Here is a 17,262-nt window from a genome sequence, read left to right on the forward strand (position 1 = left end):
AAAAGATCCGCTTACCCTGCTCGGAGATATGAGAGATATTGTATTACATCCAGTGGAAAACCGCAGTGCCTGGGCATTCACAATATGTATGGGCGTTTTTCTGAGCCTGATGTATCCGCTGGTAAAAAAGCAACATAGCTAGTGCGAGTTTTTGTCTTTGTTCAGGATTATACTGATTTAGATGATTTTCAGGATTTTGTTATACAGGATTAAAAAAGATTAGCGAAGAAGGATGAGGATAACCACATCGATCTTCGCTAATCTTTTTTAAAGCTATTAATCAAAAAAATAAAATCTGGAAAATCATCTAAATCAGTATAATCCTGAACAAAGACAAAAAATCGCGTTTAGAAATCTACGCCCATTCCAAAATACCATATCGGGCTGCCTCTGAAAAACGCTACCGCAGGCCAGCCTGCATCAGCGCGGAGGAAGTAACCAGCAATAGTCGTACGGGCGCCGAAACCATAACCTCCTACAAACGGTCCCAGGAATCCTTCTTTAATACGGGTAGTTACACCAGAACTAGGATCGGAATAATAGCCATAATTAGCATCCTTAAAGGTTAGTTTTTTGTTCCAGGCAGTACCAATGTCAATAAAGGACGTTACCTGGAAATTACGGAGGAAAGCAGAGTTGATCGGCTTATCTATAAAGGTGGCGAACACCGGTAAACGAAGCTCTGTATTCAATACCATCGCATTGTTACCATTTCTCGCATTTTGTTTGTATCCACGCAGGTTTTCCGTTAATGTCTGGAAAGCGTAGTTCTCACTCATATTAACCGGCGTATTGGGATTGATCTGTGGATTTAACCAGTTATCCACACCACCCAGGTAATACAGCAGCTTACGTGTTCCCCACGACATATCCATAGCGAAGCGGGTAGCCCAGATGAAGTTGCGGTAAATCTTTTCATAGTGACGGATATCCACCCCCATGTTATAGGTAAACCTGCCATTACCTGCTGCGGAGCCGGGAGTATTAAACATCTCATTCAATCCTCCGTTAGTCAGCTGGGCGTTGGTTTCTCCATAAATTTTATAACGGGTACCATTCCAGATATTAATAGCCGGATTGATGGTGTTATCATACACATATTCCAGGTGCATTAATGCATATGTTTCTTTGCGGTCTTTAGCCAATAAAGGTGGTTTGTCAGTAGCCTGTATGACCAGCTTGTCGGTACGTATGCCCGCCTGTAAGCGAATACTTCTTACCTGGTCAAATGGATAACGCATTTCTCCCTGGTAGATATTGGTAACTAGCTTGGTAGGCCAGGAGTCCAGGAAGTTACCATTGTCATCATAAAAATTGAGCGCCGAGCTCTTATCCACTTTACGGTAGTAGGTGAATTTGTAGTCGAACCGTTTTTTCAGGTAGGCAGCATTGAAGAAGTATTCAGATCCCTGGAGGGAAGACGGAATACGGAAGCCACCATTGAATTTCAGGTCTTCAAACAAATCACTCACCCCTATCTTAATTAATCCGTTGATAGGATCGGTCAAACGGATCGGGCTGGAAGGCGGACCGGTGAACGGCTGGTACTTATTTATCAGTACCGAGTTATCCAGTTGCAGGATCAGGTAATCAGAAGCAAACTTCCATTTATACGGGAACAGTTTTGACTTCTTCAATATTTGTTCATCCTCTTTCTTCTTCTCAAACAGTGCAGGGCCCTGGGCCTCGCCGGTAACGGTGGTATCAGCCGGTTCATTACCAAATTCGTTTTGGAAGAAGTTGGCATGTGTGCTGGTATCTTTTAGTGGCGCCTGGTAGGTGGGCAGTCCCATACGCAAACTATCTGCATGCATCTGGGCGCGTCTGAAGTTGGTAGGCCGGGCGTTGACGTTTCTTTTCTTCAGCGTCATGGTATCTACCTTCAGTTTCATCAGGCGTTTGATATCAGCATATTGTACTACTTCAGATACTTCTCCTTTTTCACCGGTAATCCGGGATTCCTGTATACCATAAGGATAGTTGGAAATAGGGAAAGTATAGGTAGAATCTTTAGTAAGGGTGATGGCTTCAACAGAATCCGGCGCGGTGGTACCATAGGCCATCAAAGCTGAATCCAGTTCTTCCGGTTCAGGGTTATGCAAAATTTCTGAGCCTACGTAAAACAGGGAATCCACCCCGTCGGCCTGGGACTTGAAGAACCCGGCATAACGGTTACGGATACCGTTGGCATCAGATACAAAGGTGAAGTGGGTGGTATTGTACTGCATGGGCAGTTTGGCATTACCATAGTTGAGATCTGTCAGCTGTGTAATCTGCTTTTCAGAGCTCTTGTTCCAGTTGTCTACCATGAAAATATTGAACGGCCTGTTCATCAGCGAAGTATCTGAACCTCTTCCTTTAGGCGATGGCCGGTTGGAAGAATAGAGAATACCGCTTTTGCCAGGGAAGGCGGCAAAGGAAGGATCCAGGTCATCATATACATCATTGGTGATCTGGTCTGTTTTGGAATTGCTGATATTATAAGTGAAAATATCGGTGTGTCCATTTTTTACGGCAGACAGTAACAGGGTATTTTCCTGTACCGGCATGTATTTAAAGTCTATCACACGGTCAAACTGATTCAGTTCCTGCCGTATAGTCGTACGGGTAATCAGGTCATAGATCATCAGTTTGGTTTTGCCCTCATGCTCGTATACAATGGCCAGGCGGTTACCTTTCGTATTCCAGGCCATTTGCGGATAGTTGGGATCTACCTGGTTGGCCAGTTGCATAACGCCGCTACGCAGCAATACTTTAGGCTTGTTCCAGCCCAGCTGAATTTCTACCCGGTATACGCCTTTTTTAAACTCTACAACAGCGTAGGAGTTATTCTTAGGGTTGGGGTTGAAGCGATAGAATTCTTTATTGGGTGTAATTTCCTGGGCAACAATGGTGCGGCCTTTGGCAGATGTTTTTCTCCTGCGGTTATCTTCCTGGAATCGTTTCTGATAAAATACGAAGAAGTCTTTGGTGGCTTTCTTGGGTGTTTGGTTCAATACCTGTTCAAATCCTTTTTTCAGTCCGCGGTTAATACGGGTGATGTACATGAGGTAAGGCACCGCATCTTTACCATATTTACTTTCCACATAATACCAGAATGCCTGACCAGCCAGGAAGCTATGATCATAGGCGAGGGCATTAAAGTTGCTGTATTTGCCGGACATGAGGATCAGTTTCAGCTGCTCGTCCTGTTCAGCAGTCCAGTTCTCGGCGGCATAACCTATAAAACCATCTGTAAACCATTTAGGGAAATCTATGAGGGCAGCATTGCCGGCAAATTCGCCGATGTCTTCCCCGAAAAGCAATGTTTCCAGCATAATCCGGGCAATGCCCTGTCTGATCTGCCGGCGCAGGTGCTCATGGTTGCCATCAAAGTAAACGATCATTTTGTTACCTACCAGCTTCGTTACCCCTCCTGTATTCTGCCATTCCACGCCAATCCCGATATTGGACTGCTTCATTTCTCCGAAGGAGTTGTACACCACAATATTAATCCGCTGTCTGGGGTTGCTCTCCATGAACTGTTCCAGCTGGGGTAATTCCTTTTCGGCTACCTGGGCCGCATACTTACCAAGTTCAAGTCCATTCTGGCTGAAGTAGGTATTGAAATGGCGGCTTTGATAGTATCTCCACTTAAAGTTCTTGAACTGCACACGATTTTGGCCGAATTCTACTGTATTAGTCTGGGCTTGCGATACTATCGTTCCAAGTAATAGGGTACCGTGGAATAATAACCTGGTAATAAATCTGTTCATACAGAAAGTATTGATAATATTGTGATCTGTTTTAAAATTAGCCTAAAAAAATCGGGTAACAATGATTGAAATACAACAATTCACTTTTGGTCCACTACAAGAAAACACCTTCCTGCTTATTAACGGTAAAAAGGAATGTATAATTATAGACCCGGGATGTTATTTTCAGGACGAAAGAAAAGAATTATTACAATATATACAAACGCACGGGTTAAATGTTATAAGATTATTGAATACGCACTGCCACTTTGACCATATTTTCGGTAATAAACTCGTATCAGATACGTATAAAGTGCGTCCGGAGTTTCATGAGCTGGAACAGCCGGTGCTGGACAATTCCCAGAAAGCCGCTGCCATGTACAATATCCCCTTTGAACCCTCTCCTATGGCCGGCCGTTATTTGCTGGAAGGAGAAACCATTCCCTTTGGAACGGACGAACTAACGGTATTGCTTACACCAGGACACTCTCCCGGCAGTGTTGCCTTCTATTGTGCAGGCCAGCATTTTGTGATTGGAGGTGATGTATTGTTTTACCAGAGCATTGGCCGTACCGACCTGCCCGGAGGCAATCATAGCACCCTGCTGCAAAGTATCCGGGAAAAACTGTTTGTCCTGCCAGACGAGGTAAGGGTATTCCCTGGCCATGGACCAGCGACCACTATTGGCTTTGAAAAGAAGCACAATCCATTTTTGGGAATTACGAATTAAGAATTACGAATTACGGAGTTGTGGGGACATAATAGCGGACAATCTCGCCACAACTCCGTAATTCGTAATTCTTAATTCGTAATTCTTCCTCCCAGATATTTCCCTATCACAGGCAACCGGGCAAACTCCTTCTTCTCCATACGGAAAATAAACCAGGCATAAGCTACAAAGAAAGCTGTTGCCACTGCGAGAGGAAGGGGGCTGAGGGCGTAGATATCTTTAGGCGATAAAACCAGCGCGTTCAGCCAGCTGAATACGTAGTAGATCCCCACCGCTAATCCTACATAGGTAATGAGTTTAGGGAGATGGTAAGGAATAGGATAATACTTTTGCCCCCAAACGTAGCACACCACCATCTGAATAAAATAGCAGACCATGGTGGCCAGTGCTGCGCCATAGTAGCCCATTACCGGAATCCACCAGTAATTGAGCCCGAAAGCGAGGATGGCGGTCAATATCGTAATCACCGCCCCGGTTTTGGTGCGGTCAGTGAGTTTAAACCAGATCGTAAGGTTGTAATAGATCCCCAGGAACATATTGGCCAGTAATAAAACAGGTACAATACGCATCCCCTGGTAGTAGAAAGGCACCCGGAGAAAGGCTTTCCAGATATTCAGGTAAAGACTTACAAACAGGAACATAAAGCAGAGCATGATCACAAACAGCTTCATAATGCGGGCATACATTTTCCGGGGATCGCCACTCTCGGCCTGTTTAAAGAAAAAGGGCTCCGCTCCTAACCTGAATGCCTGTATGAACATAGTAATCAGGATGGCCAGTTTGTAATTGGCACTATACAGGGCAATCACTTCTTTCTTGGCTTCCATGTTGTTTCCCGGCAGGAACTGAGGTAAAAACCAGGCCCTGTCAAAGGTTTCGTTTACCATACCCGCCATGCCCACTATAATCAGTGGCAGGGCATAATGCATCATCTGCTTCCACAGCCCCGCATCAAACTTCCATTGAATTTTGCGGATCTGAGGGAGGAAAAGTATCAGGGTAACGGCACTGCCCAGCATATTACTCAGGTAGATATATCCCGTTTGATCGCTGCTGCTTTGTATATCCGGCAACCAGTGCCAGCCTGCTGCATACAGCTTCGGGCAAATCACCAGGAAAAAAATATTGAAAAATATAGTGGTAACGATTCCGGCTATACGAATAGCGGCATACCGCACCGGACGGTCTTCCAGCCGCAATTGCGCAAATGGTATGGCTGTGAGCGCATCAAAGGCCATCAGCAATACTACATAAGTATAATAGGTAGGGTGGCCATTGAGCCCTGCCAGCTCCCCGGCATAGGAATTAATAACCGGCGACTTCAGTAACAATAGTAAAATGGTGATACTGATGGTAGACAACAACAGGGAAATGGTAGTCGTTCCCAGTACGTTCGCCTTGTTTTCCTTTTTGGCAAAACGGAAAAAAGCCGTTTCCATTCCGTAAGTCAGCACAATATTGGCAAAAGGTATATAGGCATAAACGTTAGACATCTCCCCGAAAGATGCACGGGTTAAAATCGTCAGATAAAAAGGCGTGAGGAAATAATTGAGCAGTTTGCTCACAATATTACTCATCCCATAATACATCGTTTGTCCTGCCAGTTTCTTGATACTCAATTCCCAAATATTTTAGTGCAAAATACAAATACGAATAAGAAATACGAATTAAGGTGCAGGATCTCCCCCGCATATCCGTAATGCTTATCGCTACTCAAATCCTCCCCTGCGCTGCTGTTTCTTATCCGATAACCGTTTTTTTGAGTCTATTCGTCTCTCTTTTGCCGCTTTGGAAGGCCGGGTAGGCACCCGCTTTTTACGGGGAATCAACGCTTTACCGATCATCTCGTTCATTTTGGAGATCACCTCCTGCTTGTTGCCTAACTGGGTACGTTCTGTTTGGGATTTCACCTGGAGCAGGCCATCCGCATTGATGCGGTTAGACAATTTCTCCATTAACAATGTTTTTTGTTCCGGGGTTAACAGGGCAGAAGCCATTACATCAAAATAGCCTTCTACCATGGTTTCCACTTTATTCACGTTTTGTCCTCCGCTACCACCACTGCGGGCAGTGCGAAACGTGATTTCAGTGGTCACATTGATATTCATGTATGTTTAATTTTTAATATAAAAAAGTACTTAGAAAGGGCAATTTATTAAAACTGCAGCGAATACCGGGTGTTTTTCCTGCCAAATCATTTAATTTACCGTCACTAAAAATGGAGCCATGAGGGTAGTTATACAACGCGTTAGTTCCGCTTCCGTAACGGTAGACGGGGCTATCACCGGGCAAATTCAGCAAGGCTTACTGGTGCTGCTGGGCATAGAAGATATAGATACCATAGACGATATTCAGTGGCTGAGCAGCAAAATAGTGAATCTCCGGATCTTTAATGACGATGACGGCGTGATGAATGTATCCGTGAAAGATGTGCACGGCGATATATTATTGGTGAGCCAGTTCACCCTGCACGCATCTACGAAGAAAGGCAATCGTCCTTCGTATATCCGTGCCAGTAAGCCAGATGTTGCCATCCCATTGTACGAAAAAATGATTGTTCAGTTAGAACAGGATTTAGGGACCACTATTCAAAGAGGTATTTTTGGGGCAGATATGAAAGTGGCGCTGTTAAATGATGGCCCTGTCACCATTATCATCGATTCTCATCAGCGGGAATAAACACGGCTGCAATGCAGTCAATCCGTTATCTTTAATAATTAAAAACGAATCCATGACCATTCAGGAAGCCCAGGAAAAAATTGATAGCTGGATAAACACAACAGGAGTGCGTTACTTCAGTGAGCTAACCAACATGGCCATACTCACGGAAGAAGTAGGAGAAGTAGCCCGTATAATGGCCCGGAAATATGGGGATCAGTCTTCAAAAGAAAGTGATACCAAAAAGCTGCTGGCAGATGAGCTGGCTGACGTGATGTGGGTATTGCTCTGCATCGCTAATCAAACGGGTATTGATATGACTGTAGCATTGGAAAAGAATTTCGAAAAGAAAAATATCCGGGATGCCCAAAGGCATCATAATAACCCCAAATTAAAATCCTAATACAGCGCGCACGCTTTTTGTGCTGCTGCTAAAAAACTGCTATGCAAAAACAGGGAAAGCTAAAAAAGATCTGGCAGGTACTGAAACAATCCGGTAGCGAATTCATGGATGATAAAGTGCTGAAGCTGAGTGCTGCATTGGCTTACTATACTATCTTCTCCGTTGCCCCTATGTTGATCATCATCATTTTTTTCTGTGACCTGTTTCTCGGTAAAGATGCTATAGAAGGCAATATTTACGGGCAAATCAGTGGCCTCGTAGGCAGCAATGCTGCTTTGCAGATCCAGGATATGATTAAGAATGCCTCATTGTCCGGTGATATGAACTGGGCTACCATAGTGGGTTTCGTAACACTCATTATTGGCGCCACCGGGGTATTTGCGGAAATACAGGATTCTATTAACTACATCTGGCGGCTGAAATCAAAGCCAAAGAAAAATGGCCTGTTACGCATGATTCTCAACAGGCTCCTCTCCTTTTCACTGGTGGTAAGTCTTGGCTTTATCTTGTTGGTATCCCTGGCTATTAACGGGTTGGTAGAGCTGTTTTCCACACTGGTGGTGAGCCTGCTGCCGGGAAAAATAACATCAGGTATCCTGTTCTCACTGGCCGATTTCGTAGTACCTTTTTTAGTGATATCCACGCTTTTTGCTATCATTTTCAAAGTACTGCCAGATGCCCGTATTAAATGGAAAGATGTGCGGGTAGGCGCTATTGCTACGGCCATCCTTTTTATGCTCGGTAAATTCGCCATCGGATATTATCTCGGGGCCAGCAAAGTAAGTTCTACCTACGGTGCCGCAGGGTCTATCGTAATTATATTACTTTGGGTATACTATTCCGCAGCTATCCTGTACTTTGGGGCTGTATTTACCCGGGTATATGTGCAGCATTCCGGAGCACAGATTTACCCCAACGAATACGCCGTTTGGATCAAACAAATAGAGGTTCCACATGAGCCAGAAGCCGTACAGGAAGGATAGTGTATTTGATAGCCATTTTCTTACAGATATTTTAATAATCGCATACGTATTTTCAAAATAGCCATTTATCTTTGCGCCACTATGTCTACAGATCAGAATAAATTCCAGGCGATCATATCGCATTGTAAAGAATATGGTTTTGTTTTTCAGTCCAGCGAAATTTACGATGGACTCAGTGCTGTATATGATTACGGTCAGTACGGGGCTGAACTGAAAAAAAACATCAAGGATTATTGGTGGAAAAGCATGACCCAGTTGCACGAAGATATCGTGGGGATCGATGCTGCCATCTTTATGCATCCTACTACCTGGAAGGCATCCGGACACGTGGATAATTTCAGCGACCCAATGATTGATAACAAGGATAGCAAAAAACGCTACCGGGTAGATCACCTCATTGAAGGACATGCGGAAACATTATCCCAGGAAGCCGGTGATGCACTCCTGGCACAAATGGATGAACTGCTGAAGGAAAACGACTTCGCAGGACTGAAAACATTAATAGAAACCAATAAAATAAAGTGTAGCGTTAGCGGTACCGTGAACTGGACAGAAGTACGTCAGTTTAACCTGATGTTTTCCACCCAGCTGGGTAGCGTAACGGATGAAGCCAGCGAAATATACCTGCGTCCTGAAACTGCGCAAGGTATTTTCGTGAACTTCCTGAACGTACAAAAAACCGGCAGGATGAAAGTGCCTTTCGGTATTGCACAAATTGGTAAAGCTTTCAGAAATGAAATCGTAGCCCGCCAGTTTATTTTCCGTATGCGCGAATTCGAGCAAATGGAAATGCAGTTCTTTGTACGCCCTGGCACCCAGCAGGAATGGTACGAGAAATGGAAAGAAGAACGCATGCAATGGCACCTTAGCCTGGGCATCGATCCTGCTAAATACCATTTCAAAGACCACGTAAAATTAGCACACTACGCCGATGCTGCCGTGGATATTGAATACGAATTCCCATTCGGTTTCAAAGAAGTAGAAGGTATTCACTCCCGTGGTGATTTTGACCTGAAACAACACCAGGAATTCAGCAAGAAAAAAATTCAATACTTCGATACAGAAATCAATCAGAACTATGTGCCTTACGTGATAGAAACTTCTATCGGTCTGGATCGTATGTTCCTGCTCACAATCTGTAATGCTTACGCAGAAGAGGACCTGAGCACTGCCGATAAACAGGATAGCCGCGTAGTGTTACGCTTACCTGCTAAACTGGCGCCTATTAAACTGGCGATCTTCCCACTCACCAAGAAAGACGGTTTACCGGAAGTGGCTAAAGTATTGATGAATGAATGTAAACAAGCTTTCCATTGCTTCTATGAAGAAAAAGATGCGATTGGAAGACGTTACCGCCGCCAGGATGCCATTGGTACTCCTTTCTGCGTAACCATCGATCATCAAACCAAAGAAGATGGAATGGTAACCATCCGTTATCGCGACACCATGGAGCAGGAACGTATCCCGCTGTCCGAAGTGAAGCAACTGGTATTAAGTAAGATCCTTTAATTATTGCTGCATAAAGGGCTGCAACAGTTGGTGTAAACCAGTAGTTGCAGCCCTTATTTTTTATAGTTGGTTTTCGGGAGATATCAATGCAGGCAGTGTGCAATGCCAGCGTTTTTTCCCGGGAATGTCGGTTGTAAATGATCCATAATGCTTTTGAGGCGTGTTAACTATCTGCCACAGCAGCGTTTCCTCGTCTTATCCATACAGCTCCTGGTGGATATCATGCCGGTCATACCCCATCGCCTGTATCCGGTGCTTCGCCTCGTCGATCATAGCTTTCCAGCCACAAAGGAAAAAGTGCGCCGGGCGTTTATCCTGCAACAATTCCTCATACACATTGTGTACATATCCCTTCCTACCTGTCCAGTTTTCATCGCGTGATAACGTAGGAATGTAGTTGAAGTTGGGAAGAGCCGCAGCCAGTTCCTGCAACTCGGCCGCATACAACAGATCATGCTGATAACGAACGCCGAAAATAAGATGAATAGGCGCATGTGGAATCCCATGCAAATGAATATAATGCGCCATAGACCGGAAAGGCGCAATACCAGTACCGGTGCAGATAAGGAATAATTCCCTGTCTAACGCCTCCGGCAGTACGAAAATGCCCTGTGGTCCCCGCAGCAGTAATTCACTCCCTACTTTTATTTCATTAAACAGGTAAGTACTGCCCAGCCCACCTTCCAGAAGCACAATCACCAGCTCAAACACATTGCTGCCATCAGGATGAGAAGCAATAGAATAACTACGCCAGCGTTTGTTCTTTTTTTCGTGAATAGGCAGGTCCAGTGTTACGAATTGCCCCGGTTTAAAGTCAAACCGATCCATGTCCGGAACCTCTATCCAAAAGCGGCGGGTGTTGTGGGTTTCATCCACCAACTTTGTGACGATGCCTGTGTGCCATAGGTCCAGCATGGAATTTGAGTTTTGGTCTCACTGAATATACTGAAAATTTGGGATTTTGTTATTTGGATATCTCCTTATTTGATAATTGCCTGTCATGGCAGCTTTCTCAAACAATTTCATCTCCCCGGAAAAACTCCGGCCACAAATCCCTCCCATCTCCCAAATATCTTGATACCCAAATATCAAAATCGGTAAATGTTCTTTACCTTTGCTGTCTTCATGAATTTACAGGCAGTATTACAATTATTTCAACGTGATGCCCGCCTGCAGTCGCTGGTGAAGGGGATACAATCACCCACCCCACAATACTTTCAGCTTTCCTCCATTAGTGGGAGTGCAATAAACTTTGTGGCAGTTAGCACCTGGGCGCATGCAGATGCGAACCATCTCTTCATCTTAAACGATAGAGAGGAGGCCGCCTATTTCCATAACGATCTGGAACAACTCAGCCAGGCACTCGATATTTTCTATTTCCCGGACTCCTTCAAAAAAGCAGGTCAGTTTCACGAGATCAACAGCAGCCATAGTATGCTGCGGACAGAAGCCCTCATGAAATTTTCCGGCGACAACGTCCGTAAAAAAATACTGGTGACCTATCCGGAAGCACTCTGGGAGAAAGTTGCCGGCAACCAGGCATTCAGCGCCAACATGGTGCAGTTGAAAGTGGGCGATGTACTGAAAGTAGATCCCCTGCTCGAACAACTCATTACCTGGGGCTTTCATGCCACAGATTTTGTATACGAACCCGGTCAGTACGCCCAAAGAGGTGGTATCCTCGATATCTATTCCTTTGGCAACGAGAAGCCTTACCGCATTGAATTATTTGGAGAAGATATAGACTCTATACGCCTCTTTGATCCTGAGACGCAGCTGAGTGAGCGCAAACTCACCCAGGTAACCCTCATCGCCAACATGGACACCCATGGTACCAGCGCAGATCATGGCAAAACCCCGCTCACCGAATTTCTACCCGCCAACACCGTAGTATGGATGAAAGATCCCGCCTATGTGCAAGGTGTGATAGAACAAATGGAGCAACGCCTCGATGACTTCCTGCTCACCGGGCAGAAAGTAAAAGTGGATGAAGACGAAGAAATGGTGCTGAAAGAGGACGACTTTGTAAAAGCCGCGTCCCTCATGCAACAGCTGCTGAAAAAGTCCACCATCGTTTTTGGTAACAAAGACTGGCTACGCGAACAAGGACATTCCGCCGCGGCTATCGTTTTCGATACCCAGGAACAACCCGTCTTTAACCGGCAGTTCGACTTGCTGATCAAAGATCTCGGTAAACATAACAGTAATAAATATTCCCTTTTTATATTCTCAGACAATCCCCGTCAGCTGGAACGCTTACGGAGTATTTTTGAGGACCTGAAAGCAGATTTTGTTTTCTTTCCCATTCCCGTGGCCATCAGCAGCGGATTCATTGACCACTCGCTGAAACTGGCCTGCTATACTGATCACCAGATTTTCCAGCGCTTCCACAAATACAAGGTAAAACAAGCCTATAATAAGAATAAGGCGATTACCATGAAAACCTTAAGGGAGCTGCAATCGGGCGATTTTGTTACGCATATTGATCATGGCGTGGGCATGTATAGCGGTTTGCAAAAAATTGAGGTAGGGGGAAAAATGCAGGAAGCCATCCGTATTATTTACAAAAACAACGACCTGTTGTATGTAAATATCAACTCCCTGCACAAAATCAGTAAATACACCGGCAAAGAAGGCGTAGAACCTAAAGTAAATAAACTGGGTAGCGATGCCTGGGATAAGCTGAAGGAAAAAGCCAAAACGCAGGTAAAAGATATTGCGAAAGACCTGATACAGTTGTACGCTGTACGCAAAGCCCAGCAAGGATTTGCGCATACGCCAGACACTTATCTGCAAACTGAACTGGAAGCCTCTTTCATTTATGAGGATACACCAGATCAAAGCAAGGCCACCGCAGATGTGAAACGTGATATGGAATCACCGGCGCCAATGGACCGGCTGGTATGTGGTGATGTAGGCTTTGGTAAAACCGAAGTCGCCATCCGGGCCGCATTTAAATCTATTGTGGACGGTAAACAGGCCGCCGTACTGGTACCTACTACCATCCTGGCATTTCAGCATTATAAAACCTTTGCAGACCGCCTGAAAGATTTCCCCTGCACAGTGGACTATCTCAACAGGTTTAAATCTTCCAAAGAAAAAAAGGAAACACTCAAGCGCCTCGAAGAAGGAAAGATCGATATCATCATTGGCACACATGCCTTGCTGGGCAAGGAAGTGAAGTTCAAAGACCTTGGCGTATTGGTGGTAGATGAAGAACAAAAATTCGGTGTTTCTGCTAAAGAAAAACTGAAACAGATAAAACATAACGTAGACACCCTCACACTAACGGCAACGCCTATACCCCGTACGCTGCAGTTTTCGTTGATGGGTGCCCGTGACCTTTCTGTTATCAACACGCCACCGCCCAACAGGCAGGCCATTGAAACAGAAGTACAGGTATTTAACCAGGACCTGATCCGGGATGCTATTTACTACGAAGCAGAAAGAGGCGGACAGGTTTACTTTATCCACAACCGGGTAAAAGGACTGAAAGAAATGGCCGGACTCATTCAGGGCTTATGCCCCGATTTGTCTATCGCCACTGCACACGGACAACTCGAAGGACATCAGCTGGAAGAAGTGATCCTGGATTTCATTGACCGAAAATACGACGTGCTGGTTTGTACCAACATCGTGGAAAGTGGCGTGGATATTCCCAATGCTAATACCATCATCATTAATAACGCCCATCATTTTGGGTTGAGTGACCTGCATCAGCTACGTGGCCGTGTAGGACGCAGCAATAAAAAGGCATTCTGTTATCTGCTGGCGCCGCCTATCAGCACGCTGCCTTCCGATAGCCGTAAACGCCTGCAAACACTCGAACAACACAGTGAGCTGGGTAGTGGTTTCCAGATCGCCATGCGCGACCTGGATATCCGTGGCGCCGGCAACCTGTTGGGAGGTGAACAAAGCGGTTTCATGGCAGAAATTGGCTTCGACATGTACCAGAAAATTCTGGACGAAGCCATCCGCGAACTGAAACAAAATGAATTCCGCGACCTCTTTAAAGATCAGCTGGAAGAAAAGAAAGATTTCGTGAGTGACTGTACCATCGATACAGACATGGAAATATTGATTCCTGATACCTATATAGAGAGTATCCAGGAACGTTTGAACCTATACCAGGAATTGGATAATATCATGGAGGAAGGCAAGCTACAGGCGTTTGAGGCGGATATGGCCGATCGCTTCGGTCCACTCCCCGAGCCGGTAAAAGAACTGCTCACCATGATCCGTTGCCGCTGGATGGCCATACAACTCGGCTTCGAAAAAATGATGCTGAAAGAAGAAAACCTGCGTTGCTATTTCATTAATAACCCCGACTCTCCCTATTTTGAATCACCTACGTTCAATCATATATTAACGTATATACAAACCCGTACAAACAACGCCAAACTAAAACAAGTAGGCAAAAACTTTATGCTGGTGGCCTCCCGTATCCGTAATATGAATGACTTATACGACTTCCTCAAGGCAATGACCGATAGCCGAAAATAATTTCCCTGTAACATAATGCCCTTGTAAACGTTTCATTTCTAATATGAAATGTATAAACCTATTTCTGTAATTGTGTATTAACAAAATTTTATAAAACCCCATTTGTGGAATCACTTTCAAACGTAGCATCATGAGGGTGTAATTAAAAACGGAAACTAATTTTTTAAAAACAATAGAAAACATCGACACATGAAAAAGGTAATGTTATTAGCAGCAGGATTATTTTTGGCCTTCACCACTTTTGCTCAGGCAGATAAACAACCAGTAAAAAAGATTGAAGTAAACGGTTCCGCAGAAATGGAAATAACACCGGATGAAATTTATTTCAACATCTCTTTACGTGAATATGTAAAAGGTAAAACTAAAGTAGAGATCAGCACGCTGGAAAAACAATTGGAAAAAGCAGTAGCCGATGCAGGTATTCCCAAAGCAGATCTGACCGTTGAAAACGTGTATGGCAACAACTTTGAGATATTGCGCAAAAAGAAAGATCCACAGGAATTTATGGCGCGCAAACAGTACCGTCTTAAATTAACCAAATTGGATAAAATCAATATCATTCTGGGCGCAGTAGATGCAGAAGGAATTGAAAATACCAGGATTGCTTCTTACTCTTCCAGCAAAATGGAAGCTTACCGCAAAGAAGTAAAAATTAAAGCATTACTGGCAGCGAAAGAAAAAGCAGAATACATGCTGACGGCTATCGGTAATAAAGTGGATGGTGTAATTGAAATTCAGGAAATGAATACGGACAACTATTCCGATGTTCGTCCAATGATGATGGCTAACTATAAATCTGCAGGTGTTAGCGAAGATGCATCCTCAGATATTGATTTCAAAACTATTAAGGTTCGCGCAGAAGTAAGAGCAGTGTTTGCGATTAAATAAAGCCTAAAGCAGAAAGTAAAAGGGTAAAACAGGAAGCTATAAAAGCGAATGACCAGAGCAATGGATTTAACTCCGCTCTGGTCATTCGCTTTTATAGCTTTTTGCTTTCGGCTTTATGCCTTCTGCTTCTTAGAAGCTGTATCTCAGACCCAGCTGCATCTGATGACGGGATGCAAAGAAATCTTTTGAGTACGGAGTACCTGGATTGCTATAGGTATAAGTAGGATAGTTGTTAACCACTTTACCAGTAGGTGTCAGACCCACACTTGCAGAGGAGTTGAAGGTATTTGGTGAGAAGTAGGAAACACCCCAGTCTTTGTTCAGCAGATTAGTAACGTTCACGATGTCGTAAGTCAGCGTGAGGGTGTGTACTTTTTTACCAGCATTGAAGTTAAAGTCCTGGCTGAAGCGGAAGTCAGCCTGTGTATTCCATGGTGTACGTCCACCATTACGTTCTGTGAAATCACCTTTACGGCTGCTCAGGTATTTGTCGCTGTTTACATGATCCATGAAAGCAGTGGCCTGTTGAGCGGCAGATGGTCCACCAACTTTATCAGTAAAGAAGTTGGTAGCTTCAGCTACATCCTTTGGAATGTAAGCCAGGCTCACCTGTTGAGGAGTACCCTGTACAGTGGCGTTTACGAAACCGTAGCTGAATGGTAAACCGGAAGAAGTATTAAAGAAGGTAGAGAAGTTAGATACCCATTTACCTTTTGTGCCCCAATCCTGTTTGTAGCTAACGGTAGCTACTATACGATGACGGATATCAAAGTTAGAATAAGCCAGTCCCGGATTGTTAGGATTCAGTGCCTGGTTCAGCTGCCAGTTAGACTCCATGGAGTTACGGATACCATTGGTGATATCTTTCGCTTGTCCGTAAGTGTAGGCAGTCATGATGTTCAGACCAAATGGAAATACTTTGGAGATCTGAGCAGTGATGCTGTAACGGTAACCTTTGTCGGTATTAGACAGGAGGTAAGCGTTTGTATACAGCGAGTTGATTTTTTTACCAGAGAAAATTGGCTGCTGTTTGTTTACATCATAAGCATAGTAAGTAGGATTATCTACCAGGTTTACCTGTTGGAATTGCAGATCCTTTACTACTTTGGTATAAATACCTTCGATGCTGAATTTCCACTGGTCATGGGTAGTATAATCCAGTGCCAGGCTACTTCTCCATACCTGTGGCATTTTGAAGTTGTTGTCAATCATATCTACCTGAGTTGCACCTGCGGCGTTATTTACATCTACACCATTCTGTTTTGCGAAATCAGCGATACCGTTAGCAGAAGGTTTAGCTGCGGGCAGTGGCGTATTTACGAATGGTTTGCTGGATGCTTTATTATCGTATGCACCATAAGTAACACCATTATTATAGTAAGCGTAACCAATCCATGCAAAAGGAATACGACCGGTGAATAAACCGCTACCACCACGTAATACCAGGCTGTTATCACCTTTGATATCGTAGTTGAAACCTAAGCGTGGAGAGAACTGTACGTTATTCAGGAAGTCATTTTTGATGTTCTTCGGCTGCGTGTACGTATAGGTGGTACCGTAGTTAGGATCTTCTGGTGATTTGATAGTTTTATCGCTCAGTGGTTGTTTGTTAGGTATACCGGTATAGTCTAAACGGATACCTGGAGTGATTTTGAAGCGATCGGTAATTTGAATTTCATCCTGTCCGTATAAGCTCAGCAGGTTCACTTTGAACTGTGCAGGCGGGTTGGCCATGATGTAATCACGTGAGTTGTTGGTATAGTTGAAGTTACCACGTACACGGGAAGGATTGTTAGCCAGGAAAGCGCCAATGCTATCGTAATCCAGACGTCCATTCCAGGAGTTTACGAAACC

General features: G+C 44.4%; 11 protein-coding genes and 1 pseudogene. 7 read left to right on the forward strand and 5 right to left on the reverse strand.

What is annotated here, in order from left to right; translation table 11 throughout:
* Positions 1-347: 347 nt before the first annotated feature.
* Positions 348-3,755 carry a hypothetical protein gene (locus tag VIP81_RS31715; protein ID WP_331971629.1) on the reverse strand — a complete coding sequence of 1,136 codons (3,408 nt, stop codon included), beginning with the start codon at positions 3,753-3,755 and terminating at the stop codon, positions 348-350.
* A 61-nt stretch (positions 3,756-3,816) separates the two neighbouring features.
* On the opposite strand from VIP81_RS31715, the gene VIP81_RS31720 reads away from it, so the two are divergent.
* Positions 3,817-4,464 (forward strand): MBL fold metallo-hydrolase, encoded by a 648-nt coding sequence (locus VIP81_RS31720; protein ID WP_331971632.1) that lies wholly within the window; start codon positions 3,817-3,819, stop codon positions 4,462-4,464.
* A 71-nt stretch (positions 4,465-4,535) separates the two neighbouring features.
* Here the strand turns inward: VIP81_RS31720 and VIP81_RS31725 are convergent, their stop codons facing one another.
* A complete protein-coding gene (locus VIP81_RS31725; RefSeq protein WP_331971635.1) occupies positions 4,536-6,083 on the reverse strand; it encodes a polysaccharide biosynthesis C-terminal domain-containing protein in 1,548 nt (515 codons plus the stop codon).
* A gap of 90 nt (positions 6,084-6,173) precedes the next feature.
* Positions 6,174-6,572: an alternative ribosome rescue aminoacyl-tRNA hydrolase ArfB gene (arfB, locus tag VIP81_RS31730; protein WP_331971638.1), complete on the reverse strand. Its 399-nt coding sequence runs from the start codon at positions 6,570-6,572 to the stop codon at positions 6,174-6,176.
* A 118-nt stretch (positions 6,573-6,690) separates the two neighbouring features.
* On the opposite strand from arfB, the gene dtd reads away from it, so the two are divergent.
* The 4 genes from dtd (at position 6,691) to VIP81_RS31750 (ending at position 10,017) form a co-directional block, all read left to right on the forward strand.
* Entirely contained in the window at positions 6,691-7,143 is a 453-nt protein-coding gene (dtd, locus tag VIP81_RS31735) for a D-aminoacyl-tRNA deacylase (RefSeq protein ID WP_331971641.1), read from the forward strand.
* A 52-nt stretch (positions 7,144-7,195) separates the two neighbouring features.
* The gene (locus VIP81_RS31740; RefSeq protein WP_331971644.1) at positions 7,196-7,525 is read left to right on the forward strand and encodes a nucleotide pyrophosphohydrolase; all 330 of its coding nucleotides are present in this window, start codon (positions 7,196-7,198) and stop codon (positions 7,523-7,525) included.
* Positions 7,526-7,566: 41 nt separating this feature from the next.
* Positions 7,567-8,508, forward strand: a complete 942-nt coding sequence (locus VIP81_RS31745; RefSeq protein WP_331971647.1) for a YihY/virulence factor BrkB family protein — start codon at positions 7,567-7,569, stop codon at positions 8,506-8,508.
* An 81-nt stretch (positions 8,509-8,589) separates the two neighbouring features.
* The gene (locus VIP81_RS31750) at positions 8,590-10,017 is read left to right on the forward strand and encodes a glycine--tRNA ligase (RefSeq protein ID WP_331971651.1); all 1,428 of its coding nucleotides are present in this window, start codon (positions 8,590-8,592) and stop codon (positions 10,015-10,017) included.
* A gap of 195 nt (positions 10,018-10,212) precedes the next feature.
* Here the strand turns inward: VIP81_RS31750 and VIP81_RS31755 are convergent, their stop codons facing one another.
* Positions 10,213-10,932, reverse strand: coding sequence for a ferredoxin--NADP reductase (locus VIP81_RS31755; RefSeq protein WP_331971654.1), 720 nt, complete (start codon positions 10,930-10,932; stop codon positions 10,213-10,215).
* Between the two features lie 186 nt (positions 10,933-11,118).
* Here VIP81_RS31755 and mfd point away from each other — a divergent pair, with 186 nt between their 5' ends.
* Complete coding sequence (mfd, locus tag VIP81_RS31760) at positions 11,119-14,520, forward strand: transcription-repair coupling factor (protein ID WP_331971657.1); 3,402 nt, start codon at positions 11,119-11,121, stop codon at positions 14,518-14,520.
* A 189-nt stretch (positions 14,521-14,709) separates the two neighbouring features.
* Positions 14,710-15,408, forward strand: coding sequence for an SIMPL domain-containing protein (locus VIP81_RS31765; RefSeq protein ID WP_331971660.1), 699 nt, complete (start codon positions 14,710-14,712; stop codon positions 15,406-15,408).
* 129 nt (positions 15,409-15,537) lie between these two features.
* Here the strand turns inward: VIP81_RS31765 and VIP81_RS31770 are convergent.
* Positions 15,538-17,262: pseudogene (locus tag VIP81_RS31770) on the reverse strand (TonB-dependent receptor); the annotation flags it as partial.

This window comes from Chitinophaga sp., assembly GCF_036566945.1.
In the GTDB taxonomy this organism is placed as follows: Bacteria; Bacteroidota; Bacteroidia; order Chitinophagales; family Chitinophagaceae; genus Chitinophaga.

Excerpts from the sequence above, each read along its gene's own strand:
- VIP81_RS31720 (WP_331971632.1), top strand. The coding sequence starts at position 3,817 with ATGATTGAAATACAACAATTCACTTTTGGTCCACTACAAGAAAACACC.
- dtd (WP_331971641.1), top strand. The coding sequence starts at position 6,691 with ATGAGGGTAGTTATACAACGCGTTAGTTCCGCTTCCGTAACGGTAGAC.
- arfB (WP_331971638.1), bottom strand. The coding sequence starts at position 6,572 with ATGAATATCAATGTGACCACTGAAATCACGTTTCGCACTGCCCGCAGT.
- VIP81_RS31715 (WP_331971629.1), bottom strand. The coding sequence starts at position 3,755 with ATGAACAGATTTATTACCAGGTTATTATTCCACGGTACCCTATTACTT.
- VIP81_RS31755 (WP_331971654.1), bottom strand. The coding sequence starts at position 10,932 with ATGCTGGACCTATGGCACACAGGCATCGTCACAAAGTTGGTGGATGAA.
- VIP81_RS31765 (WP_331971660.1), top strand. The coding sequence starts at position 14,710 with ATGAAAAAGGTAATGTTATTAGCAGCAGGATTATTTTTGGCCTTCACC.
- VIP81_RS31740 (WP_331971644.1), top strand. The coding sequence starts at position 7,196 with ATGACCATTCAGGAAGCCCAGGAAAAAATTGATAGCTGGATAAACACA.
- VIP81_RS31750 (WP_331971651.1), top strand. The coding sequence starts at position 8,590 with ATGTCTACAGATCAGAATAAATTCCAGGCGATCATATCGCATTGTAAA.
- VIP81_RS31745 (WP_331971647.1), top strand. The coding sequence starts at position 7,567 with ATGCAAAAACAGGGAAAGCTAAAAAAGATCTGGCAGGTACTGAAACAA.
- mfd (WP_331971657.1), top strand. The coding sequence starts at position 11,119 with ATGTTCTTTACCTTTGCTGTCTTCATGAATTTACAGGCAGTATTACAA.